Here is a 22,663-nt window from a genome sequence, read left to right as displayed (position 1 = left end):
GCTCAAAGGTACCTGCTTGAGCTGACGGGGGTCTTTTTTATTTATTGGTTCCAAACATCGGCATATTCTGGTTTGCGTTCAAATTCTTTTTTGGCAAAGGGACACAAAGGAATGATTTTCTTTTGTTCTTTGCGGGCTTTTTCCACCCCTTTTGCCACTAATTTTTCGGCCAGACCTTGGCCCCGATAAGCGGGATCGACAAAGGTATGGTCAATGATCAAGCGTGTTTCGCCCGCTTCCGACCAGGTCATTTCACCGATTTCTTTGTCGCCGTCTTTTAACACAAATCGAGTGTTTTCTTCTAAGATTTCCATGGTTCTTCCTCCTTTAATATGTACTTTAATGCACCGCTGGGGCAAGTGTGGATCACTTGTGCCGCTTGCGCTGCTTCCCCGTTATCAGGAATCACCCATGGGCGCCGCCCAACTTCAAAAATAGCGGGATTGCCCCGCACACAGTTGCCGCTGTGAGTGCAGATCTCTTTGTTATAATAAATATCGATCGCTTCGCCACGATACTTCCGATATCCTGCAGCGATCAACCCTGCTTCTGTTTCCTTGCCTAGTGGCTGTTCGTCCATGTTGAACACCCTCCTCTTATTGATTGTCAGAAGCAATCTGCCTGCCTCCTCCTTCATCATACGACTTCTCGAGAAAAAAATAAATCATTTGTTCAAAAATAACCTCTCAGTTGCCGATCATTAGCCAAATACTTGCGGCAGCACAATAAAGCGTCCCGTCAAAACATGCTGCTTTGACGGGACGCTGATTTTCATTCGTGAGGTGCTTTTGCAACAAAATGAAACCGCTGCGTGGCGTAATCCCCTGCTAAATGAGGATCGATATACAACCCGAGCTGCATCAATTCATCGCCACCGAAGGTCTCTCCCCCACTTTGATAGGTAAGGACAGGATCTAAGCCAGCCAGCTTTAAAGTAACCAATGGTGCAGAGGCTTCGGCTAAGACTCGGAAGTAAAAGACGATCGCTTCTTTCTTATCTGGGGAAACATACAGCCAGGCGGTGTCATTGCCTTCATAAGGGCTGAGCAGTCGAACAAAGCGACCCAACTGCAGCAGGCGCCGATGTTTTTTATAAAAAGCGATTTGTTCTTTGATCTGCGCTTTTTCTTCTTGTGTCAGCTGTGTCAAGTCAAGCTCATAGCCCAGCAAGCCAGACATCGCAGCATTGCCGCGAATCGCTAGATCCGTTGCCCGTTGGGTCTGATGGTTCGGGATCGCTGAGACATGGGCACCCATGGTGGATGGCGGATAGACCAGACTGGTTCCGTATTGGATCTTCAGGCGGGCGATGGCATCGGTGTTGTCGCTGGTCCAAATCTGCGGCATATAATACAAGAAGCCAGCATCAAAGCGCCCACCGCCACCAGAACAGCCTTCAAACAGGATCGTTGGATAGGCAGTGGTCAGTTTTTCTAGAAATTCATACAAGCCCAGCAGATAGCGATGTGCAACCTCCCCTTGCTGGGCAGGATCGAGGAGCAAGGAATAGACATCCGACAGACTGCGGTTCATGTCCCATTTGATATAGTCGATGGCAACCGTATCAAACAGTTGGGTTAACTGGTGATAGAGATGGTCTCTGACATCTTGCCGAGAAAAGTCCAACACATACTGACTGCGGCTAAGCGCTGGCTTGCGATTGGGTACTTGTAACAGCCAATCAGGGTGCTGTCGGTTTAGTTCACTGTCACCAGAAATCATTTCTGGTTCCAGCCAAAGCCCGAATTGCAGCCCTTTGTCATGGACTTTTTGGGCAAATCCTGCCAAGCCAGAAGCCAGCTTGCCTTCGTTTTCAAACCAATCGCCTAATGAGGTTTGGTCATCTTCTCGCTGACCAAACCAGCCGTCATCCAAAACAAACAGTTCGATTCCCAGCTCCTTGGCTTCATCAACGAGGGCATCTAGCTTTTCTTCATTGAAATCAAAGTACGTTGCTTCCCAGTTATTGATCAGGATCGGCCGTTCTTGCTTTTTGTATTTGCCTCGAATCAAATGCTCATCATAAAAATCATGATAGGTGGCTGACAGCTGATTCAAGCCAGTCTCACTATAAGCAATCACGGCTTCTGGGGCTTGAAAGCTTTCAGTTGGCGGCAATTGCCAGGCAAATTGATGGCTGTTGATCCCCATGATCACACGAGTTTGTTGGTAAGGATCTTTTTCGATGATGGTTTCATGATTGCCGCTATATAGCAAGCTAAAACCAAAACACTCCCCAGCAAACTCCGTAGCATTAGGTTCCAGCAAGACGGCAAAGGGATTTTGCTGATGGCTGCTGGAACCCCGCTTGCTGTCTAAACGCTTGATGCCGCGATGGATGGGTTCTCGGGTCACTTGACGTTCCTTCGCCCACGCTCCTGGCAAGTGGATCAAATCAAAGGAACGGTTAGGAAAATCCAGAGATTGACTCGCCAGCTGTTCGATGGTAACAGGCTGGTTTCCGTGGTTGATTATTTTACTTGAGCGGACGATCACTGCCGCCTCCTCAAAAATCGTGTAAAACAGCTGCAGTTCGAGTCCTGCCACATCATCTTTTAAGGACAGAATCAGTGTTTCGATGCCGTCGTCGGCCCCATGGGTCTGAGGCAATCCTGCTAAGGCTGGTTTGCCTTGTTGAATCTGGTAATCACTAAAGACAAATTGGCTGACTCGGCTGCCGTCAGACTGGCGAATCGTATAGGCAGCTTCTCGAAAGTCCCCGAAGCCATTACCAGGAAACTCCAGCATCAAGGTGTCTAATGAGAAAAGCCGATCGCTACTGTCTGGGGGATTAGGTGAAAAGGACCGATCAAGGCGTGGGTAGCGATAGCCACCAGAATAATGGGCGATTTTCTTCCCAAAATAAAGATGCGCCACATTGCCCCCTTCCTCTATCTGTAAAAGATAGCTGATTTGATCGTTGCTTAAATGAAAGACGTTTAATTGTTTGTCAAAAAGAATCATATCGTACCCTCTACTTTGTATTTGTTTGCTGATGTCCCGCTTATTTCACGGATCCCAGCATCCCTTGGACAAATTGTTTTTGTAAAACGAAGAAAATGATGGCCGTCGGCAGTGTGGCGATCACGATGCCGCACATCATCATGCCATAGTCAGGTGTATAAGAAGCACCCATTGCTGAAAGAACCAGTGGAACGGTCCGTTTGTCTGGTGATTGCAGGGCAACTAATGGCCATAAATAATTGTTCCAGCTGCCCATAAACGTAATGATCGCGGCAGCTGCGTAGGTATTTTTAGCCGTAGGCATGTAGACTCTAAAGAAAATACTCAGTTCATTCAAGCCATCGATCCGAGCAGCTTCGACTAATTCTCTAGGGAATGCCTTGATGTTTTGGCGGAAAAAGAAAATCAAAAAGGCGGTACAGACTGAGGGCAAAATCACGACAGCGAAGGTATTGATTCCGATCGGTGTGCCGCTAAGTTTGCTGAACATCCGATAGAGCGGGATCATTAGCGCGGCAAAGGGCACCATCATCGACAGCAGGAGAATATTAAAGATGCGGTCTTTGGTTTTCGTCCGATAGATCTCAAAGCCATACCCTGCCATGGAGGAGAACAACAGCGCAAAGACGGTCGTAATCACGGCAATCACTGCGGAATTGCCTAAAGCTCGAGTAAAATTCAAATCAGAAGAAAAGAGATTTTGGAAGTTGATCACCAATTGATCCCCAATCATGATTTTTCCAGCAACGATATCAAAGGTTTGATTGGTCATCCCTAGAATCATCCAAACAAATGGAAAAATAGAGATGAAAGCCAAAATCGCCAGAAAGACGTATTTTAAAGTGAGTGAGATTGTTTTCAATTTTCTTTTCCTCCTATTTTCGTTTGGATGATCGATAAGATCACGATCGCAATCACGATAACAAAGGAGACCGCAGCGGCATACCCAAAGTTTGGCGTGAATTTGTAACTCAAATTGTAGATATATTGTGACAAGGTCGTCGTGGCATTGGCTGGTCCACCGCCAGTGATATTTTGAACTTCATCGAATAATTGCAGCGTACCGATCGTTGAGGTGATCGTGGTAAATAAGATGATTGGACGCAAGTTGGGAATCGTGATTTTGAAGAATTGATCCCATTTCGTGGCACCATCGATCTCTGCCGCTTCGTAAATACTTGGATCGATATTTTGCATGCCTGAGATGAAAAAGATCATATTGTAGCCAGTCCAACGCCACGTGATGGCAAAAATGATCAATACTTTTGCCCAGAAGGGATCCGTCAACCATTGGATCGGTGCATCAATCAGATGTAGCTGCGTCAAAAAGTTATTGACTAACCCATTTGCCGAAAAGAGACTTTTCATAATCAAGGAATAAGAAACCAAGGATGTGATACAGGGTAAAAACAAGGCGGTGCGGAATAGCCCTTTAAATTTCAATTTTTTATCATTCAATATGTTCGATACGATCAGCGCCAAAAAGAGCATGATCGGAACTTGGACTAATAAGTATAAAAACGTATTTCCAAAGGCTTTTTTAAAGGTTGAGTCGCTCAACATCCGCTGATAGTTGCCAAGACCGTTAAAGGTCATCGCTGTCGGTGGTCCTGATTGGAATGACGTGAACAATGCCGAGACCATCGGAATAAAGACCAGCATCGTGATCAAAATGACGGGTAAGGTAATAAAGGCATTGCCGTTTGCAAACCAATTTTTTGTTTTGTTTTTCATTGTAATTCCCCCTTAACACAGAAACTCGCGATCGCTCACGAGTTTCTGCAAAGTTGTTCGATTAGTTTGCAATTTGTGCTTCCACTTGTGATTGTGCTTCTTCTAATGCTTTATCAATGTCTTCGCCGTTGATCACTCGTTGCAAGCTTTCAGTCAAGACAGATTCAATGGCATAGGTGTGATTGCCGTAGTTCACGGCTGGAATTTCTTGTGACCATTGAGAGAAATCTTGGAAGACTTTTTGACCGCCATAGAAATCAAGACCCGACGTATATTCTTCCGTTTCTTCTGCAGCATTCATGGTTGAAACCAAACCGATCTCGGTAGCTAGTGTACCCATCAATTCTTTATTTGAAGCAAAGGTATTGGCTAAAAAGTCTTTGGCATTTTCTTCGCCGTCAACCCCTTTGATCACGTACCAGCCTGCTCCGCCGATGCTAGAAGCATTGACTGAATTGCTGTTGCCAGCGATAGATGGGATTGGAGCGATCGCCCATTTGCCGCTTTGGTCTTCAGCGCCTTGAATCGTGCTGGAATACCACGCACCAGTTGGCGCAGAGGCGACATTCCCCGATTGAACGGCATTGACCCCGCCATCCCAATCAGAAACTTGTTCAACTAAGCCTTCATTCAACAATGTTGCTAAGACAGTTAGACCGGCTTTAAAGGATTCATTGTCTTTGATGGTTACGGTGGAGCCATCTTCACCGGTATACCATTCGCCTGCCGATTGCATAATGATTCGTGCCAAGCCAAGATCGCTTGGGTCTAACGACATCATAGCGTGACCCGTTTTTTCTTTGACGTCTTTGGCGATGCTGATAAAATCATCCCAAGTAATATCTTGGAGATCAGCCTGCTCATAGCCTGCATCGGTCAAATAGTCTGTGCGGTAAAATAGTCCTGCGACGCCACTGTCAAATGGCACCCCATAAATGACATCGTCGACTTTATTGACCGCAAATTTATAGCTGGAGAAATCCTCCTCATTCACGATATCCGTTAGATCACTAAACGCATCTGGATAAGAAGAAAGGTATCCTTGGATGCGGTAGTCTTCGATCAAAACGATATTTGGTAGTCCGTCCGTATTTCCAGATGCCAGACTCGTATTTAATTTTTGAACGATATCATCTTGTGACATCGTCACGACTTCCACATCGACATCTTGATTTTCATATACTTTTTTGGCTTCATTGACTGCCTTGATGTTGAAGGTCTCATCCCATGCCCAGACCGTGACTTTGTTTGAGGACTCGCCAGAATCCCCTGAGCTTGTGTTGCTGTTTCCGCAAGCCGCCAAAGTCAGCACTGCAGCCGCCGTTACCATCGATGCAAGTAGTTTTTTCATTTTTATCCCTCTTTCCTTTTATTTACATGGCTAACTATACACCGATTTTGTAACCGTATTCAACGATTATGAAAGAGCTTACTAAATTTGTCCAAAAATAGAAAAAAGTTACAATACCTTTCTTTTTTGAAAGCGTTTATAATTAAAGAAGAGATATAGGGGGGATACCATGACTATTTTACGCACGGTCTTAGTCGTTGATGATGAGGCAACGATCCGAGATGGATTGAAACATATGATACGTTGGGAGCAAGAAGGGTTTCGTCTCTTAGGCGATGCAGCGAACGGGCAAGAAGCTTTGGCGCTGATCCATGAACTGAATCCCGACATCGTGATCACGGATTTGAAAATGCCACAAATGGACGGTCTTCAACTCACAACGATCATTCAACAACAATATCCAGAAGTCCATTTTTTGGTCTTGAGCAGCTACGATGATTTCCAATACGTCAGTCAGTCTTTTAGAAATGGTGCCGTAGATTATCTTTTAAAACCGACACTGACACCGACACTCTTGTTGAAGACGCTGCACAACATCTCACAAAAGCTGTCACATACAAAAGGCTCCGTGACTGAAGAGACACAGCTGCAAGAATCGTTGAATCGCTATTTAGCAGGGTATGAAGAACCGTTGGCTCCTTTGGCGGACTACCTTGCATTAGATCAGTCGCAACAGCAAGCCCAAATTTTGACCACCAATTTTAGCGGCTTTCGTGCCAATGATCAGCTGCTGCATGCATTAACGGAATTTACTCAATCACAACCGCAGGTAAAGACGCTCTTTTTTCAAACCAGTAACAAAGATGCCGGCTTAGTGATCAGTTATCCAGAAGGAATGGATGTTTATTCCTCTTTGAAAGAAACGTTGGAACAATTGCGTTTTACCGAGCCAGACGCCTTCTTTACTCTCAGTGTGCCCTTTCAAAAGATTGAACAGTTGCGGGAGCATTTTGTGACGCTTAAAGCCAAAAGCCAAGGACAATCGTTTTTTTATAAACGACAACGGTTGGTGCCAGAACAAGAACTCTTTTTGTACATTGAAAGTGATCGCTTTGATACGAAGAAGTTCTTACGGGCTTTGTTAGACAACAACTTTTTGTTAGGAATCACCAGAATTGAGGAATATTTTAATGACATGATCTTATCCAATGTCGATCCGACATTCTTAAAACAACAGGCCAGCAGTATTTTTTACACGTTACTGTCCCGCTTGGAAGAAGAATTTCCCACTGCTCCACGCTTTAGCCGCTTAAAAGCCGAATTTTTGCATGCCATCGGTCACGTGCAGTATTTGGAAGATTTTTCTGATTTGTTGTTGGCGACCATTGATGATATTCGTCAACAGTTGACGACCTTATCACCGCTGGATGAAGATGATCTACTCGTTGCGATTCAGCGCTTTATTCAAGACAACTACACCAAAAGTCTGTCTTTGTCTGAACTGGCTGAAACCTTTCATTTTAGTTACACCTATCTTTCGGCTTTTCTTTCTGCGAAACTGAAAATGAGCTTTTCTGAGTATGTAAAGAAAACCCGCTTGGATAAAGCCAAAGAACTACTGACACAATCTGATCTGAATCTATCTGAAATCAGTGAAGCGGTCGGGTATTCGGATATCAGCTATTTTTCACGCATCTTTAAGAAAGAATGCCAAGTCACCCCATCGAAGTATCGGCGGTTGAATCAATTATGAAAATCAACCAATGGATTCAGAAAAATGAATTATTCAGTCGGATCTTCCTCTTTGTTGTCGTCGGGGTCATTAGTGTTTGTCTGCTAACCGTCGTCGTGATCTATGGTCGCTCGAAAGATGCCTATGTTGCTTCGTACCAGAGTTCCAATCAGCTGCTACTGGAAAAAATCCAAGAAGATTATGAGCGTCTGAACGAGAATATCCATCGAATTTTTGATATCGTCGATGAAAGCAAAGCCGTTGAAACATACTTAGAAGGCGACATGAATCAAGGCCGTACGATTTTAGAATTAAACGAGCAATTAAAAGACACTCGCTCTTTGTTTCAAGACATCCCCTCGAATTTAGTGTTGATTGGGGTCAACGGGGGCACTTTCTTTCAAAACGATGCGGTTCGCAATCAATCAGTAGATGATTTTCTCGCCAGTGCCTTTATCCAGCAGATCAATGACAATGACGCCATCAGTCAGTATTATTTCTTAGATCAAGGCTTGAGCACCTCCACCAGCGACTCCCCTGGCTTGATGTACGTGCGCAAATTAATGAAAGAAGAAACGATTTTCGGCTATGCCCTGATTTTCTTAAAAGAATCCGATTTTTCTTCGATCTATCGTCAACTCTTAGATACCAGTCTTCACTCGATCTATATCGTCAATGAGCAAAATCAAATTCTCTCCACTTCTGATCCGAGCCTTTTAGGCAAGCCATTTGAAGATCGTCTCGTCACGGTCAAAAGAGATACTAGCATCAATCAGCTGCCCCTTTATTCGTATCATTTTACTTTTTACGATGTTTTGGATGAATCGCATCTAGTACGCAATATGAATCTGATCAAGCCAGCTCTTTTAATTTCTGTCGTCAGTATTTTACTCTTTAGTCTGCTGGCATTTTGGATCATCCGCAACATCACCCAACCGATTTATCAGCTGATTGCCAAGCTGCCTGCGGTCACACAAGGCGATTTCAGCGACAAGGTTACCATCAACGGGACGTACGAAACGCGAGAATTGGGGCGTGCGTATAACTTGATGCTAGAGGACTTAGAATCTTATGTCGATCATTTAATGGTTACAGAAGCCGAAAAACGTAAGTTCGAGATCCGCTCGTTGCAAATGCAGATCCAACCGCATTTTGTCTACAACACATTGACCGCCATCAAGTTTTTGATCTGGCAAAACGAACAAGAAGCCGCCACCCAAGCGATTGAAAGCTTTGTCCAATTGTTGCGGCACACCTTTAACCGCAAAGAGATCGTCCCCTTAAAGGATGAGCTAGCGATCGTGGAAGAATACCTCGTTTTAATGAACGTACGTTACGGCAATCGCATCCAATCAACGATTTTTTCAGAAGATGGCTGCGAAGATATTCTCGTACCGAAGATGATTTTGCAACCGATTATCGAAAATGCCTACCTGCATGCCTTTCCCGAAGAGGATTCAGGTTTGATCCAGATTTTTTCTCGCGTCAGTAAGGAAGGCCTGAAAATTGAGATCATCGATACGGGCATCGGGTTCAATGAAGAGCACCCAACCAGCACCGCCAACCATTTTGAACACTATTCGGGTATTGGCTTGGACAATATTGATCAGCGTATCAAGCTGCTCTATGGGGAGAAATATGGATTGACTGTAGAATCACGCCTCAACGAAGGAACCACCGTTCGCTTGCTGCTGCCGATCCAGCGGGAGGAAGCAGCATAATTTCTTTCATTAAATAAGAAAAACGCCAACAGAACCAGGCTGCTTCCATGAGCAGTTCTGTTCCGGTGGCGTTTCTTTCCTTAATGATAATCGTTAGTTAACTGGCTTAAGCCAAATCTTCCCCATTTGAGGCAATCACTTTTTTGTACCAATAAAAGGATTGCTTTTTGCTGCGGGCTAATGTGCCATTGCCTTCATTGTCGCGATCGACATAGATATAGCCATAGCGTTTCTTCATTTCTCCGGTTCCTGCAGAAACCAAATCGATACAGCCCCATGAAGTATAGCCCAACAGTTCAACACCGTCTTGGTCAATGGCTTCTTTCATCGCAGCGATATGCGCACGTAAATAGTCGATGCGATACACATCATTGATTTTTCCATCTTCGTTTGGTGTATCCACCGCTCCTAGACCATTTTCGACGATGAAAAGCGGTTTTTGGTAACGATCATAAAGATCATTCATCGTGATCCGCAAACCAAGCGGATCAATCTGCCAGCCCCATTCCGACGCTTCTAAATACGGGTTTTTAATGGTCGGGAACAAGTTGCCTTCCGTTTTTTCAACACCGGAATCTTCTGAAGCAGCGACCCGAGAGGCATAGTAAGAAAAGGAAATAAAATCGACGGTATGGGCTTTTAATAAAGCCGTATCTTCGGCGGTTTGCTCCAAAGTGATTCCTTTTTCCGCTAGCATCTTCAAACCATAATTTGGATATTCTCCTCGCGACTGCACATCGATAAAGAAATAGTTGCCGCGATCGCTTTTTTTGCTTTCCCAGACATCTTTCGGATTGCAGCTGTAAGGATAATAACTAGCCGCTGCCAGCATACAGCCTACTTTGTTTTCTGGATCGATCTCGTGGGCGATTTTTGTTGCCAACGCACTAGCGACTAACTCATGATGAGCAGCTTGGTATTTGATTTGTTCTTCATTTTCGCCCTCAGCAAAGGTCAGCCCTGCACCGAGAAACGGGGCATGCAAGATCATATTGATTTCATTAAAGGTCAGCCAGTACTTCACCAATCCTTTATAGCGAGTGAAGATCGCCCGACAAAGGTTTTCGTAAAAGGCAATCATCTTACGGTTGCGCCAACCGCCATATTCTTTGATCAGATGGATCGGACAGTCAAAATGCGTGATCGTCACCAAAGGTTCGATTTGGTATTTGCGACATTCTAAAAACAGTTCTTCATAAAAGCGCAAGCCTTCTTCATTAGGGGTTTCCTCGTCGCCCTTCGGAAAAATTCTTGACCAAGCAATCGATAAACGATAGGTTTTAAAGCCCATCTCCGCAAATAAGGCGATATCTTCTTTGAAATGATGGTACATATCAATCGCTTCTTTTGCTGGATAGAAATACCCTTCTTCAAAGGCAAGCATCTCACGCTTGCCGGTAATGACTGCTCGTCGGTCCTTGCCAGTCGGAATCACATCGACATTGGCAAGTCCACGCCCCCCTTGATCAAACCCGCCTTCACATTGATTGGCGGCTGTTGCGCCGCCCCATAAAAAGTTTTCTGGAAATCCCATGTCTTATTCTCCTTTTTTAGCCGATCACTTTGATGATTTGATCGCCAAACGTAATCGGACCACTGTTTGCCGTCAAAATGTCGCCCACTTCTGCACTGTTGGTGATAACGATCGGCGTGATCACTGGATAACCTTTTTCTTTGATAAACTCGATATCAAACGTAATCAATGGGTCACCAACTGATACTTTTTGTCCTTTTTCTACTTGATAGGCATAGCCTTCGCCATTCAATTGCACTGTATCGATCCCCACGTGAATCAGCAGCTCAATGCCTTCCTCACTGGTCAATCCAATGGCATGTTTGGAATCAAAGACTGCTGTGACAGTCCCGTTGACTGGTGCTAGCACTTCTCCAACGGTTGGCTCGATCGCTACCCCTTGTCCAAGAATTTCTTCTGAAAACATGCCGTCATTGACTGCTTGCAGGCTTTTTAGTTCCCCTTTTAAAGGTGCTTTGATCTCCGCGCCGCTGATTTGATGGGTTGGTTCTTGCTCTTTGTCTGCTGGTGTTGCTTCAGGTGCTTCTTCTGTAACAGGGTCTTTGTATAAGAATAATGTCGCAATAAATGTGACCACGATACTGATTGCCGCACCAATGCAGGCATTGGTCAAATGACGTAAGGTGTCATCGCCGATATAGCTTGGCAAAGTCAATAGGCCTGGTGAGCCGCCTGAGAAATTACGGACACGCATGATTCCCATAAACAGACCCCCAAATCCGCCACCGATCATTGCTGCATACAAAGGTGTTTTAAACCGTAAGTTGACCCCATACAACGCTGGTTCAGTGATGCCGAATAGACCTGTCAGACCTGCAGAAAATGCCAATTGTTTGATCGTAGAATCTTTTGATTTGAAACCAACGCCGATAGCTGCAGCTCCCTGACTGACGTTTGAAGCCAGCATGCCAGGATAGATCACTGTATCATAACCTGTGGTCATTCGGTTGTTGATACCGATAGGAACCAATCCATAGTGGGTACCCGTTGCCACGAACAATGGGGTGAAGGCACCGATCAATAACGGAACGATCCATGGGCTGACCGTTTCTAAGGCTTGGATCCCTGCGGAAATCGCTTCACTGATCATATAGCCTAGAGGACCTAAAGCAACTAATGCTACCGTCCCTACGACGAAGATCGTCAGCAACGGTTTGCTAAAGAATTTGATTGCTTTTGGTGAGACCTTATCAGCAATCGGTTCAACGTAAGACATGAACCAGACACTTAAGATGATGGGGATCACCGATGATGAATAGGTCACTGGTGAAATCGGCAAACCGAACAAATGGATGCCGCCACCTGACTCATTGACTGCTGTCACCATACCGATGAAGTTGGGATGCAGTAAAATTCCACCCACCATCATCGCCAGATACATGTTGGCTTTGAACTTTTGCGCAGAAGAAGCAGCCAGTAGAATCGGTAAGAAGTAGAACGCAGCATCTGCCATAAAGTTTAGAATTTGGTAACTTTGACTTTCTGCCGTCAAGACATTGAAGACCACCAGCAACGAAAGGACCGCTTTTAACATCCCAGCTGCCGTGATGGCTGGCAAGATCGGGGTGAAGATCCCAGTGATCGTATCGATAATTTTCGCTACACGTCCCCGATCGTCTTCTTCTGTTTCTTGATCACTAGTCAAATTGGTTTGGGCAGTGATTTCGTTGTAGACATTGCCAACATCACTGCCGATGATCACTTGGTACTGTCCGCCTTTGTTGACCACACCCATGATGCCTGGTGTATGTTTTAAGGTACTTTCTTGTGGTTTGCTGTCATCTTTCAAGTTGAAGCGCAAGCGGGTCGCACAATGGGTCAAGCTTTGGATATTTTCTTCCCCACCAACATTGGTGATGATCGTTTTTGCTAACTCTTTGTAATTCATGTCGTTCCTCCTATTTTGGTCCTTCGTTTGCTTTTCGTGTGTCAAAACATAAAAAAATACCTAAACGAACCCCTTGGGAGTTCATTTAGGTATAGCCTGCCAATCCAGTAACAATCCTAAGCACTTGTTATTCGTTTGATGTGTATAGTTAAATAGATCAATTCGTCTTCTTCTAACGGTCTACCGAACTCTTTGTTGATGTAGTCGCTAATTTTCAGCGCACACGCATATTCCTTCATATAGCGGTCTTTCAACATAAAAATAAAACTGCCGGTTCCTGCATCATCGAGCTTTGTTCCGCTGAATAAGCGCTGGACAAAAAATTTCAAATGGGTCACAAAGCGTTCGTAGTTCAATGAATACTCATCAAGCTCCATTGAAAAATGATATTTAACGATGTTTAGGATATGCTGAATGATCTTCGCCATTTCCGATACTTGACTGACCTGCGCCATATCCAACTCCGCATTGACGATGTGCAATGCAATGAAGCCGGCTTCATCTTCTGGCAGCTCGATCGCCAAGCGATTTTTGATGATCGATAACGCTTCTTTGCCAATGAGGTATTCATGGTTATAAAACCGCTTGATTTCCCATAGCAAGGCATTTTTGATTTCCATGCCATTTTGATAGCGCTCGATAGCATAATTGATATGATCGGTCAGCGTCAGAAATAATTTTTCGCTCAATTTTTTCCCAAGGGAAACTTTTGCAAAACTGATGATCTCATTCGCTGCTTGAATATGTTCGATAGGGATAGAAGAAAGTAATTGGGTTAGTTTTGTGACATTCCACTCTTGTGTACTGAGATAGACTTTTTCAATCTTGGTATCGTCGATCACATCGCCTGGCTTTTTCTTAAAGCCTAAGCCTTTGCCCATGACGACCAATTCTTGTTTTTCCTCATTCTCAGAAATCACAATGTTATTATTGATCACTTTTGTTACGTTCATTTTAACGACCCTATTCTTCTTTAGATTTCTTCACACAAAAAAATAGGTATAGCCCGCCTAAAGCGGTAACAATCCTCAGAGCCAGTGTAGCATGAGAAAAATCACTCGTCAATGGGGATTTTTACCCGCTTGTTTAAAAGCAGAAAACAGCGCTGCTGCCATTTGAGTCTTTGGCAGAACGCTGTTCAATGGTTTGTGGATCACTAACTCTCTTTGTGAGAGATGAATTAGATACGATTTTCGTGGTCAGCAGTTTTGACTAAGTTTGCACCCACCAACCCACCGATTGACGTAAGAACGAGTCCTAAGACCATTGCCACAAAGCCCCAAATGGATGCTTTGGCTGTTGCATCACTTGCTTCTTCCGCTTTTTGACGAGCGTCTTCCACTGCTTGGTCAATGTCTTGTTTGGCTTGTTCAAGATTTTGTTGTGCATTTTCGATTTGTTTTTGCGCTTCATCAGAAGCATCTTGCAAACCAGTGACAATGTTATTGGTTGCTTCTTCTGCTTCTTGTTGGCTTAAATCAGTATTTTGAGCGACCGCATTTGAAATTGCTTCTTCATCCACTGAATCACCGATCGTTGTAGCACGATCTTGTAATTTGCTTGCTAAATCATCAATGATTTTATCAGCATCATTTGGATTGGTTGCAATGTCTTTGCCGGCATCTTTGATGTCGTTTGTCGCATCAGACAATTGATTTTGCAAATAGTCTGGTTGCAATTCAGGAACATCGGTATCTTGTAAAACATCATTGACGTTCGCTTGTAATTCATCTGTATTGACGTCTTCCATGTTTCCTGTTATTTCATCGAAGGCTTTTGAAGCAACATCGCCAGCACCAGATGCCACTGTTTCAACACCACTACCGACAGCAGAAGCAACGTTTCCTAGAAGTGAACCGACTACAGAAAAAGCACCGATCGTTAAGTAAGAGAGCATAACCATCATCACGATCATACTTGTTGCCCATGTTAAGAAACCATGAACCAATCCGACACGTCGAGCAGCAACACCAGAAACAAAACCAGCACCGAATAATGCCAAGACGAAGGTAATCACTGTCCAAATCAATAATCCTGTCCCAACACCATCTAATGGGTTATTAGAGGTTGGTTCCACCATACCAAAACCGATTGCTGAGCCAATCATTGACAGTGTCATGAACAATGCGATAAATGTTACAACTCCTGCAAAGATAGACCCCCAAGACAAATTATAGCCTGCCTCCCGCTCATCTGAACCTAAATAATTTCTAAATCCTCTTTTCATCATTACATCCCCTTTTTGTTTTTTTAACCTGAATTAAGTCTAACAACTGATTGTTTTTTTATCAATCAACTCGACTTGCGCTATCTTTTTGTAAGAAAAATGAATGATTCTGAATTGTTTGACTATTTATTAAAATAATGCCTCTCAAGGCAATTGTTTTTTATCTGGGGAAAGCTATTTCATCCCCTACGTCAAGCCTTCCCCAACCTTATGGAAAAGTAGCAAAGCTGGTTATTGATACTTACAGTTTCAAAGAACCGGTCATGCCTTTCACAAAACCTTTTTGCATAAACAAAAACAATACCAACGTTGGGATCGTTGCAATCACGATCGCCAGCATTTGAACGCCATAATTTGGTACGTAACTGGCTGACGATAAATTGGAAATTAGCAATGTCATGGTTTGACGACTTTCCGTTTGCAAAAAGACCAAGGGTAGCAAATAACTGTTCCATGCGTTCATAAAGGCGTAGATGGCAGCGGCAGCATATGTCGAGCGCATCATAGGAAAAACGATTCGGAAAAATATCGTGTACTCTGTTGCCCCCTCGATGCGACTCGCATCTAAAATACCGTCAGGGAAAGACTTGAAGTTCTGGCGAAAAAAGAAAATCAGAAACAGGTTATTGACCAATGGCAAAATGACCGCCACGTGCTGATTGACTAGCTGCATTCCTGCCATCATCTTAAACAAAGGGATCACCAAAGTTGCCAGCGGCACCATCATACATAACAGAAAAACCGCATAAATCCCTTCGCTCGCCCGCGTTCGAAACTTCTCAAATCCAAAGGCAGCCAAAGAAGTGACCAGTAGACTGACGAGGACGGTGATCAATGAAATCTTGATGGAATTCCACATGATCAATGGGATGTCGTAATTGCTGAACAGCACCTGAAAATTGCTTGCTAGCTGATTCCCAAAAGTCAGCTTCCCTTCGGCAACTTGATTGGCGGTATTGGTAGAGCCCACCATCATCCAGTAAAACGGAAAAATCGAAAAAAACGAGACGATCAGTAAAAATCCATATTTTATGCATCCACTTAAAGTAACTTTCATAGCTGCTCCTTTCTATCGCTTTTATTGATTCGTTTTCGCGAGTTTCAACTGGATCACAGATAAAAGAGCGATGATGATCACTAAGACCCACGACAGCGTAGCCGAATACCCAAAATTTGACGTATAGACAAAGGAGTGATTATAGATCAGTTGAGCGACAGTCAACGTCTCATTGGAGGGGCCACCACCTGTTAGATTAACCACTTCATCAAAGAGTTGGATCGTCCCAATGGTGGAGGTGATGGTTGTGAAAACGATCACCGGCTTCAGCTGCGGGATCACTACGAAAAAGAACTTTTGAAACCCATTCGCCCCATCGATCGCAGCAGCTTCTAAAGTGTCATCCGAGATATTTTGCAATCCTGCCAAATAAAAAATCATGTTATAGCCTGTCCAACGCCAGCACAGGGCAATAATAACGGTCAGTTTTGCTAGAAGTGGATTATTTAGCCAATCTAGCGGTTGCGTGATCAAGCCAATGTTCAACAGCCCTTGATTAACGATCCCGCCAATTTGAAACATCATTTTAAATAAAACTGCATAGGAAACCAGCGAGGTGACACAGGGTAGAAACAACGCCAATTTAAAGAAGGAGCGTCCTACAAGCTTCGGCGTGTTCAAAACAAACGCTAGCAGAAGACCCAATAACACCATGATTGGTACTTGAAAGATCAGAAAGATAAAATTATTAAGTAAAGCTTTTTGAAAAATCGTATCCTGCAGCATGCGCAGGTAATTGCCGAAGCCAACAAAAACCGATTGCAGTCCCTGCATACGATGCAGGGAAAGGTATAAGGAATAAACGATGGGATACAGCAAAAAGACACTACTGAATACTAAAGAAAGGCCAATAAATCCCCAGACTTGTTGGTTTTTGGGGCGCTTTTTTCTGATCGTATTTTGCATATTCATCACTCCTTAAGCAACACAAGTCGGCTATTCGCCGACTTGCATCTTGTAGGTGTTTTCTGCTTCCGTCAACATATCATCTAAGGACATGGCACCATCAAAATAGCTTTGCATTCCCCCACGCAAGGCATCCACTGCCGCTTGGGTATTTACCCCGTAATCAACGGCGGGGATGTCCGCCATCCAACTGGAAAAATCTTTATAGATTGAGGCGTCATTAAAGAAAGGATCTTCATATTGATAAGCTTCTCCTTCTTGTGAGGGTAGGTAAGTCCCCACTGCCCCATTTTCTACTAAAATCTCTTGATAGAATTCATCATTCCCAGCAAATTCTTGTTTAAGAAAATCAATGGCCAACGCTTTATTTGGTGAGTCATTGAGCACCAACCAGCTAGAACCACCCAAGTTCGAGTAAGGTGTCGCTCCAGACACTGTCTCTAATTGAGGAAGATTCGTATAGCCCCATTTTCCTTTTTGATCTTCTGCGGAGCGGATCGTCGCTGAAAACCAGATGGCTGAATTGACTGCTGCCACTTCTCCACTTGTCACTGCACCGATCCCTTCTGGCGCAAAATAATCTACTGGTTTTGCCAACTCTTTTTCTTCGATCGTCTTCAGGATCGGCAGCATTTCACGAATAGCAGGATTGTCTTTCAAGAATATGTTTCCGTCTTTATCAAAATACCATAATCCGGCTGACTGCATCGCCATCTGGATATAATGAGTGCCGCGATTTGGAATAAACGCGACGAACCATTTCCCCGTTTTTTCTTTGACTGTCTCACCAATCTCCACAAATTTGGACCAGGTTAGATTGGTAAGTTCACTTTCATCAATCCCCGCTTCACTTAAATAATCTTTGCGGTAGTAGAGTCCAGCAGAACCTGAATCAAAAGGAACCGCATAAACGCCTTCTTGATAGGTCGCATTCGTTACTTTGTAAGGAGCAAATTGGTCAAAGTCAATGTCTTCCGATAATTCTGCAAATTTCCCTTCGTAGTTCAGCAAATAGTTCTGCACATCATAGTCATCCATCAAAACGATGTCTGGCAAACCTTCGGAGACCCCTGAAGTAAAGGATGAAACCATTTTTTGCTTGGTATCCTCGTTGGACATCTCGACGACATTAAGGTCGATTGCGTCATTGTCCGCATTGTAATATTCCCCGGCTTTTTCCATAATTGGAATATTAAAATTTGTGTCCCAAGCCCAAACAGTTAGCGTATTCTCATCTGTACTGGCAAAATCTTGTGAATCTGCTGTTTCTTGATTTCCTCCACAACCAGCGAACAACACCCCTGTGACAATTACTAGCAAGAACAAGCTACTTTTTTTCATTTTTCTCCCTCCAATATGATTCTCTCCTCATCCCCCGATAGCATAAAAATAAAGTAAGCGCTTACCATTACACCAATTATAAAGAATGATGTTCATAATTGAAAATAATTGGATCGTTCCTCTCGTTTTACCAAAAAACCACCTTCGCCCAAGGCAAAGGTGGTTGTCTGCTTATTTTTCTTCATTTAGGCGATCTGGCATCATGTTTTCCATAAAACCCCAAACGCCGTTTTGTAATACGAGTTCCTCACGTTCGTAAGTAGAAACCGTGGTGCGGATCAACTCATCTTGACCGTCTAAGACTTTTTGTCCCCAATGAGGATCGATCAACAATGCCCGGCCCACTGCTACAAAGTCTGCATGTTCTAGCAAGCCCGCGGCATCTTTCGATGTTCGGACATCCCCTACACCAATCAAAGGAACCCGCTGAGCGATTTTTTCATAGACATACGCCAACATCGATTTTGCTTGGTACGCTTTTGAAATCGATTTGCGGGTATAATCCGCAAGGGAGATGTGCAGATAGTCTAATCCTTTTTCTGCCAGTTGGTCCACTAAGAACAACGTATCTTCAAAGCGAATCCCTGGTTCTTCGAATTCTTCCGGTGAAAAACGATAACCGACGATAAACTCCTTCACACCTGATTGGTCCACTGTTTCCAATACTTCATCGACGAGCTTCTCAATAAAACGATAACGGTGCTCAAGTGAGCCACCCCATTCATCGGATCGACGATTTGAGTGCGGAGAAAAGAATTGTTGGATCAAATACGTATTGGCTCCGTGGAGTTCTACGCCATCAAACCCCGCCTTGATCGCCCGTTCGGTAGCTTTTTTAAAGTTTTCAATAATCGTTAAAATCTCATCTACTGTGACTTCTCGGGGAACCTGGGCATTTGGTCGTTCGGCAGCAACTGCGCTGGCAGAAATCGGTTGTGTTCCTCGTAGGACCGAGTCATCCGTCATCCGACCGGCATGAAAAATCTGTAAAATAGCTTTGGTCCCATTGGTTTTGATGGTGCTGGCTAATTTACTTAATCCAGGTAAAAAGGCATCGTCGTAAGCGCCTAATTCCCCTTCCCAGCCCTTGCCATCTTCTTGGACATTGGCTGCCGCTGTGATGACTGCTCCGACTTCCCCAGAGCGTAAGCCATAGTAAGCCAACTCATCTTTCGTAATCACCCCATCAAAGAAGGACATCTTGGTCGTCATTGGTGCCATAATGATTCGATTTTTCAACTGCAATCCGCGCTTAAATGTTGCTTTGTCTGTTACATTTCGCATGGGTTTCCCACCTTTTCCATTGGATTCATTTCGCTTTGTGGATCTGACTGGCTTAGTTTTTCAAGGAGATCCTTAAAGCAAATCGGTGCATCTTTTTTCCCTTTATCAAAATATACATGCACATGCATCTATATTACAAAAGAATCAAGGAGAAAACAAGTGAAAAACATCATTAGTCTAGCATTTCCTCCAAGACTTTTTCAAAAACGACTTTTGAACGCTGCAGTTTCTTTTCCCCTGATTGGGTCAAATCAATATAGATCCCCCGCTTATCATCTTGACAAGAATGCCGTTCGATCACACCGCACAGCTTGTCTTCCATGCGCATGATCATACGTGACATCGCACTTTGACTCAGATCAAAATGGGCGATCAAATCATTGAGGCGCATGCTATGATTGGGGGTCTTTTCTAAGTAATAAAGCACGTAATACTCATTCAAAGACAGATTGCTTTCTGCTTTGAGGGCTTGCTCCAAACGAGCTTCGATCGCTTGATGCTGATTCGTAAAGGCTAACCATTGCCCCATCCGTTCTTTTTCCATCCTCTTCACCACCCATTCTTCTATACCAAGGTATTTTAATCTAGATCCCTGCGTTACGCAAGTCGCCAGAAAAGGCTAACACTTTATTATGCAAAATTAGCCAGCTACTGCGGGCGTTCATGAATGTTTTATGATAGAATTGACGAAAAATTCAGCAAAATCTTTCTATTCTTTTTCAGTGTTCTGGACTACAATATCTTTAACACCAAAGAATATTTAAACACTATATCAACATAATTGTGCATTTTCACACAATAATTTGTTTTTTTTAGATGTTTTAGTATTCGTAGGAAAGGATGAAACAAACGATGAAAAAAACAATTTCTTTGATTGGGACACTGACGCTGGTCAGTGTGGGGCTTTTGACAGGCTGTAACAACGAAAAAGATACCGCGCAATCAACCAACGAGCTAAGTCAGAGTCTTGTATCTACTGAAAGCAAGCAAAGCACGACGATGCAAACGACTGAAAGCAGCTCCTTAGCGTCAACCTCTACTTCAGAAACTTCAACCTCAAGCCAGCAATCGACGGACCACTCTGACGCAACGCAAACGACAGCAAGCTCAGTATCCACCAACGAGTTTCCATATGCCGTTGATCTTTCCCAATATGGCCCTTCACTGACTTTTTATTTCCATGGCGTCAATGTACCAGATGCTGTCACGATTCAAAATACGAGCCCATTGATCATTTCGATCGACGACAACACAAGCTATGAAGCACAAGTCGATACGATCGCAACCAAAGAGATTCGCATCTTTTCAGCAAATGACAATGGGATTCGCACCGTAAAAGTGAACACTCAATTGACCTTTGCAAAAGGGATCACTTCCAACGGAAATCCTGATTTTAGCCACAACTTGTACCTATTTACAAATAAGGAGGGTGGTCTATCTTTGATCACGCCGAACTATGCAGGGAATGTCAGCGATGACCAACGCGATGTGATGTTAGAAGTACTTCAATAAACGAAAAAAAAGGGAAACGAAGCGTGCTTCGTTTCCCTGTTTCGTTACCCGATCATCACGGTTTCATCAGGATATTTGTAGCCAGCTTCTTGTTTGTTGGCTTTTTTCATCAATGAAAAAGCAACGGTCATGATGCCGACTCGACCAATGAACATCAAAAAAATAATCAAAAGTTTGCCAAAAACCGACAAGTAAGGCGTCAACCCCATGGTCAACCCCACCGTTCCAAAAGCGGAAAAAACTTCAAAGGCAATGGTTGGCAACCCAAAGTTTGGGGTTTGCGGCATACTCTCAGTGATCGACAATAAGAAAATCGCTACGAAGCATAACGTCAAGGTAAGGAAGAACAACGTAAAGGCACGCGATACAGCAGATTCTTTGATCGTGCGACCAAAAACTTCCGCTCGACTGCGCCCTTTCAAAAAGCTGCGGATCTTGATGATCAAGACCGCAAATGTCGTTGTCTTCAATCCCCCAGCAGTTGATCCAGAGGTGCCGCCGATATACATTAAAATCATCGTCAGCATCAAGCCTGCTTGACTCATTTGTCCGTAATCAATACTGAAAAACCCAGCGGTTCTTGGGGTGACCGCTAAGAAGAGGTATTGGAAAAAACGTTCGATGACCGAATCACCCGTGATCAACTGTGAATTGGCTTCGGTCAAAAAGAACCCTGCCGTTCCAAAAACTACCAAAACGATCATAGCGATCCATGCCAAGCGGCTATGCAGGGACCGTTTTTTGGACGCCGTATGCAGGAGATCGAACCAAACGAGAAATCCCAGACCACCTGCGATGATCAAGAAACTGATGACCCCCAGCACAAATGGGTCGTTTTGAAACCCTACCATGCTGTTGCCGAACAAATCAAACCCAGCATTACAAAAGGCCGAGATCGCATGAAAAACACTGTACCAAAGGCCTTGCTCCCAACCAAAACGGGGCACGAATGCAAAAGCCAGCAAGATGATCCCACTGACTTGGATCAAAAAGGCGATCCGAATCAGGTACCATGCCAAATGGATCTCTCCAGACATTCGGTCCAGATTCAATGATTCCCGCAAAATCATCCGAGTACTAAGATGGACTCTTTTTCTCGCCAAGATGTAAAAGAAGACGGGAATCGACATGAAGCCGATCCCACCGATCTCAATCAGCATCAGCAAGATCCCTTGGCCCCACAGGTTGTAATGATCGGCTACGGTCAAGGTCGAAAGACCCGTCACGCAAACAGCCGATGTGGCAGTAAACAGCGCATCTAAAAAGTTGGTGCCTTCACCACTTTGGGTGACAGCTGGCAGCATTAGCAAGCCAGTTCCTGCCAATATCAGCAAAACGAAGACCAGTGTGACGATCTGCGGAATCAAAAAGCGTTGCGATGCCAGCTTTTTTTTCAAACGATTTCTTTTTTTCATTTTCATTTCCTTTGACCTTTTGCAAAAACCAATGTCTTAGTAATCCAAGTTTATTGC

18 protein-coding genes and 1 pseudogene are annotated in these 22,663 nt (G+C 44.0%); 3 read left to right on the top strand and 16 right to left on the bottom strand.

Going from position 1 to position 22,663, the window contains the following annotated elements:
• Positions 1-41: 41 nt before the first annotated feature.
• The 6 genes and pseudogenes from IGI73_RS05200 to IGI73_RS05175 form a co-directional block, all read right to left on the bottom strand.
• The gene (locus IGI73_RS05200; protein ID WP_010747845.1) at positions 42-314 is read right to left on the bottom strand and encodes a GNAT family N-acetyltransferase; all 273 of its coding nucleotides are present in this window, start codon (positions 312-314) and stop codon (positions 42-44) included.
• Positions 302-580: a (4Fe-4S)-binding protein gene (locus IGI73_RS05195; protein ID WP_015509363.1), complete on the bottom strand. Its 279-nt coding sequence runs from the start codon at positions 578-580 to the stop codon at positions 302-304. The genes IGI73_RS05200 and IGI73_RS05195 overlap by 13 nt, the downstream gene beginning before the upstream one ends.
• A gap of 191 nt (positions 581-771) precedes the next feature.
• Positions 772-2,964 carry an alpha-galactosidase gene (locus IGI73_RS05190; RefSeq protein WP_428206439.1) on the bottom strand — a complete coding sequence of 731 codons (2,193 nt, stop codon included), beginning with the start codon at positions 2,962-2,964 and terminating at the stop codon, positions 772-774.
• A 40-nt stretch (positions 2,965-3,004) separates the two neighbouring features.
• Positions 3,005-3,820 (bottom strand): annotated as a pseudogene (locus IGI73_RS05185) (carbohydrate ABC transporter permease); the annotation flags it as partial.
• Positions 3,821-3,822: 2 nt separating this feature from the next.
• Positions 3,823-4,698, bottom strand: coding sequence for a carbohydrate ABC transporter permease (locus tag IGI73_RS05180; protein WP_010747841.1), 876 nt, complete (start codon positions 4,696-4,698; stop codon positions 3,823-3,825).
• A 61-nt stretch (positions 4,699-4,759) separates the two neighbouring features.
• Positions 4,760-6,049, bottom strand: coding sequence for an ABC transporter substrate-binding protein (locus IGI73_RS05175; protein ID WP_428206440.1), 1,290 nt, complete (start codon positions 6,047-6,049; stop codon positions 4,760-4,762).
• A gap of 169 nt (positions 6,050-6,218) precedes the next feature.
• Between IGI73_RS05175 and IGI73_RS05170 the strand changes: the two genes are divergently transcribed.
• Together IGI73_RS05170 and IGI73_RS05165 are read left to right on the top strand one after the other, a co-directional pair.
• Positions 6,219-7,742, top strand: coding sequence for a response regulator transcription factor (locus tag IGI73_RS05170; protein WP_194193040.1), 1,524 nt, complete (start codon positions 6,219-6,221; stop codon positions 7,740-7,742).
• On the top strand, positions 7,739-9,442 hold the full coding sequence (locus IGI73_RS05165) for a sensor histidine kinase (RefSeq protein ID WP_142423666.1): 1,704 nt from the start codon (positions 7,739-7,741) through the stop codon (positions 9,440-9,442). Before IGI73_RS05170 ends, IGI73_RS05165 begins: the two co-directional genes overlap by 4 nt.
• A gap of 106 nt (positions 9,443-9,548) precedes the next feature.
• Here the strand turns inward: IGI73_RS05165 and IGI73_RS05160 are convergent, their stop codons facing one another.
• The 9 genes from IGI73_RS05160 to IGI73_RS05120 form a co-directional block, all read right to left on the bottom strand.
• A complete protein-coding gene (locus tag IGI73_RS05160) occupies positions 9,549-10,976 on the bottom strand; it encodes a 6-phospho-beta-glucosidase (RefSeq protein ID WP_142967785.1) in 1,428 nt (475 codons plus the stop codon).
• Positions 10,977-10,992: 16 nt separating this feature from the next.
• Positions 10,993-12,864: a beta-glucoside-specific PTS transporter subunit IIABC gene (locus IGI73_RS05155; RefSeq protein ID WP_271809465.1), complete on the bottom strand. Its 1,872-nt coding sequence runs from the start codon at positions 12,862-12,864 to the stop codon at positions 10,993-10,995.
• Positions 12,865-12,980: 116 nt separating this feature from the next.
• A complete protein-coding gene (gene licT, locus IGI73_RS05150; protein ID WP_010747835.1) occupies positions 12,981-13,817 on the bottom strand; it encodes a BglG family transcription antiterminator LicT in 837 nt (278 codons plus the stop codon).
• Between the two features lie 227 nt (positions 13,818-14,044).
• Positions 14,045-15,091, bottom strand: coding sequence for a hypothetical protein (locus IGI73_RS05145; RefSeq protein ID WP_010747834.1), 1,047 nt, complete (start codon positions 15,089-15,091; stop codon positions 14,045-14,047).
• Between the two features lie 241 nt (positions 15,092-15,332).
• Positions 15,333-16,148: a carbohydrate ABC transporter permease gene (locus IGI73_RS05140; protein ID WP_015509354.1), complete on the bottom strand. Its 816-nt coding sequence runs from the start codon at positions 16,146-16,148 to the stop codon at positions 15,333-15,335.
• Between the two features lie 21 nt (positions 16,149-16,169).
• A complete protein-coding gene (locus tag IGI73_RS05135; RefSeq protein WP_015509353.1) occupies positions 16,170-17,054 on the bottom strand; it encodes a carbohydrate ABC transporter permease in 885 nt (294 codons plus the stop codon).
• A gap of 30 nt (positions 17,055-17,084) precedes the next feature.
• A complete protein-coding gene (locus IGI73_RS05130) occupies positions 17,085-18,395 on the bottom strand; it encodes an ABC transporter substrate-binding protein (protein ID WP_428206443.1) in 1,311 nt (436 codons plus the stop codon).
• 171 nt (positions 18,396-18,566) lie between these two features.
• Positions 18,567-19,679: an NADH-dependent flavin oxidoreductase gene (locus IGI73_RS05125; RefSeq protein ID WP_142972875.1), complete on the bottom strand. Its 1,113-nt coding sequence runs from the start codon at positions 19,677-19,679 to the stop codon at positions 18,567-18,569.
• 172 nt (positions 19,680-19,851) lie between these two features.
• The gene (locus IGI73_RS05120) at positions 19,852-20,223 is read right to left on the bottom strand and encodes a MarR family winged helix-turn-helix transcriptional regulator (RefSeq protein ID WP_010747832.1); all 372 of its coding nucleotides are present in this window, start codon (positions 20,221-20,223) and stop codon (positions 19,852-19,854) included.
• A gap of 308 nt (positions 20,224-20,531) precedes the next feature.
• On the opposite strand from IGI73_RS05120, the gene IGI73_RS05115 reads away from it, so the two are divergent.
• Positions 20,532-21,191, top strand: coding sequence for a hypothetical protein (locus IGI73_RS05115; protein WP_428206444.1), 660 nt, complete (start codon positions 20,532-20,534; stop codon positions 21,189-21,191).
• Between the two features lie 44 nt (positions 21,192-21,235).
• Here the strand turns inward: IGI73_RS05115 and IGI73_RS05110 are convergent, their stop codons facing one another.
• The gene (locus tag IGI73_RS05110) at positions 21,236-22,612 is read right to left on the bottom strand and encodes a TrkH family potassium uptake protein (RefSeq protein WP_428206445.1); all 1,377 of its coding nucleotides are present in this window, start codon (positions 22,610-22,612) and stop codon (positions 21,236-21,238) included.
• Between the last annotated feature and the right edge of the window lie 51 nt (positions 22,613-22,663).

Origin of the sequence: Enterococcus sp. DIV0755f (genome assembly GCF_051713725.1) — a bacterium.
In the GTDB taxonomy this organism is placed as follows: Bacteria; Bacillota; Bacilli; order Lactobacillales; family Enterococcaceae; genus Enterococcus_D; species Enterococcus_D casseliflavus.
This window is presented reverse-complemented; position numbering and strand designations above follow the sequence as displayed.

What these genes read in the sequence shown, in the direction of transcription:
- IGI73_RS05145 (WP_010747834.1), bottom strand. Translation starts at nt 15,091, where the DNA reads ATGAAAAGAGGATTTAGAAATTATTTAGGTTCAGATGAGCGGGAGGCA.
- IGI73_RS05160 (WP_142967785.1), bottom strand. Translation starts at nt 10,976, where the DNA reads ATGGGATTTCCAGAAAACTTTTTATGGGGCGGCGCAACAGCCGCCAAT.
- IGI73_RS05200 (WP_010747845.1), bottom strand. Translation starts at nt 314, where the DNA reads ATGGAAATCTTAGAAGAAAACACTCGATTTGTGTTAAAAGACGGCGAC.
- IGI73_RS05175 (WP_428206440.1), bottom strand. Translation starts at nt 6,049, where the DNA reads ATGAAAAAACTACTTGCATCGATGGTAACGGCGGCTGCAGTGCTGACT.
- IGI73_RS05195 (WP_015509363.1), bottom strand. Translation starts at nt 580, where the DNA reads ATGGACGAACAGCCACTAGGCAAGGAAACAGAAGCAGGGTTGATCGCT.
- IGI73_RS05125 (WP_142972875.1), bottom strand. Translation starts at nt 19,679, where the DNA reads ATGCGAAATGTAACAGACAAAGCAACATTTAAGCGCGGATTGCAGTTG.
- IGI73_RS05130 (WP_428206443.1), bottom strand. Translation starts at nt 18,395, where the DNA reads ATGAAAAAAAGTAGCTTGTTCTTGCTAGTAATTGTCACAGGGGTGTTG.
- IGI73_RS05140 (WP_015509354.1), bottom strand. Translation starts at nt 16,148, where the DNA reads ATGAAAGTTACTTTAAGTGGATGCATAAAATATGGATTTTTACTGATC.
- IGI73_RS05190 (WP_428206439.1), bottom strand. Translation starts at nt 2,964, where the DNA reads ATGATTCTTTTTGACAAACAATTAAACGTCTTTCATTTAAGCAACGAT.
- IGI73_RS05120 (WP_010747832.1), bottom strand. Translation starts at nt 20,223, where the DNA reads ATGGAAAAAGAACGGATGGGGCAATGGTTAGCCTTTACGAATCAGCAT.
- IGI73_RS05115 (WP_428206444.1), top strand. Translation starts at nt 20,532, where the DNA reads ATGAAAAAAACAATTTCTTTGATTGGGACACTGACGCTGGTCAGTGTG.
- IGI73_RS05170 (WP_194193040.1), top strand. Translation starts at nt 6,219, where the DNA reads ATGACTATTTTACGCACGGTCTTAGTCGTTGATGATGAGGCAACGATC.
- IGI73_RS05165 (WP_142423666.1), top strand. Translation starts at nt 7,739, where the DNA reads ATGAAAATCAACCAATGGATTCAGAAAAATGAATTATTCAGTCGGATC.
- IGI73_RS05155 (WP_271809465.1), bottom strand. Translation starts at nt 12,864, where the DNA reads ATGAATTACAAAGAGTTAGCAAAAACGATCATCACCAATGTTGGTGGG.
- IGI73_RS05110 (WP_428206445.1), bottom strand. Translation starts at nt 22,612, where the DNA reads ATGAAAATGAAAAAAAGAAATCGTTTGAAAAAAAAGCTGGCATCGCAA.
- IGI73_RS05135 (WP_015509353.1), bottom strand. Translation starts at nt 17,054, where the DNA reads ATGCAAAATACGATCAGAAAAAAGCGCCCCAAAAACCAACAAGTCTGG.
- licT (WP_010747835.1), bottom strand. Translation starts at nt 13,817, where the DNA reads ATGAACGTAACAAAAGTGATCAATAATAACATTGTGATTTCTGAGAAT.
- IGI73_RS05180 (WP_010747841.1), bottom strand. Translation starts at nt 4,698, where the DNA reads ATGAAAAACAAAACAAAAAATTGGTTTGCAAACGGCAATGCCTTTATT.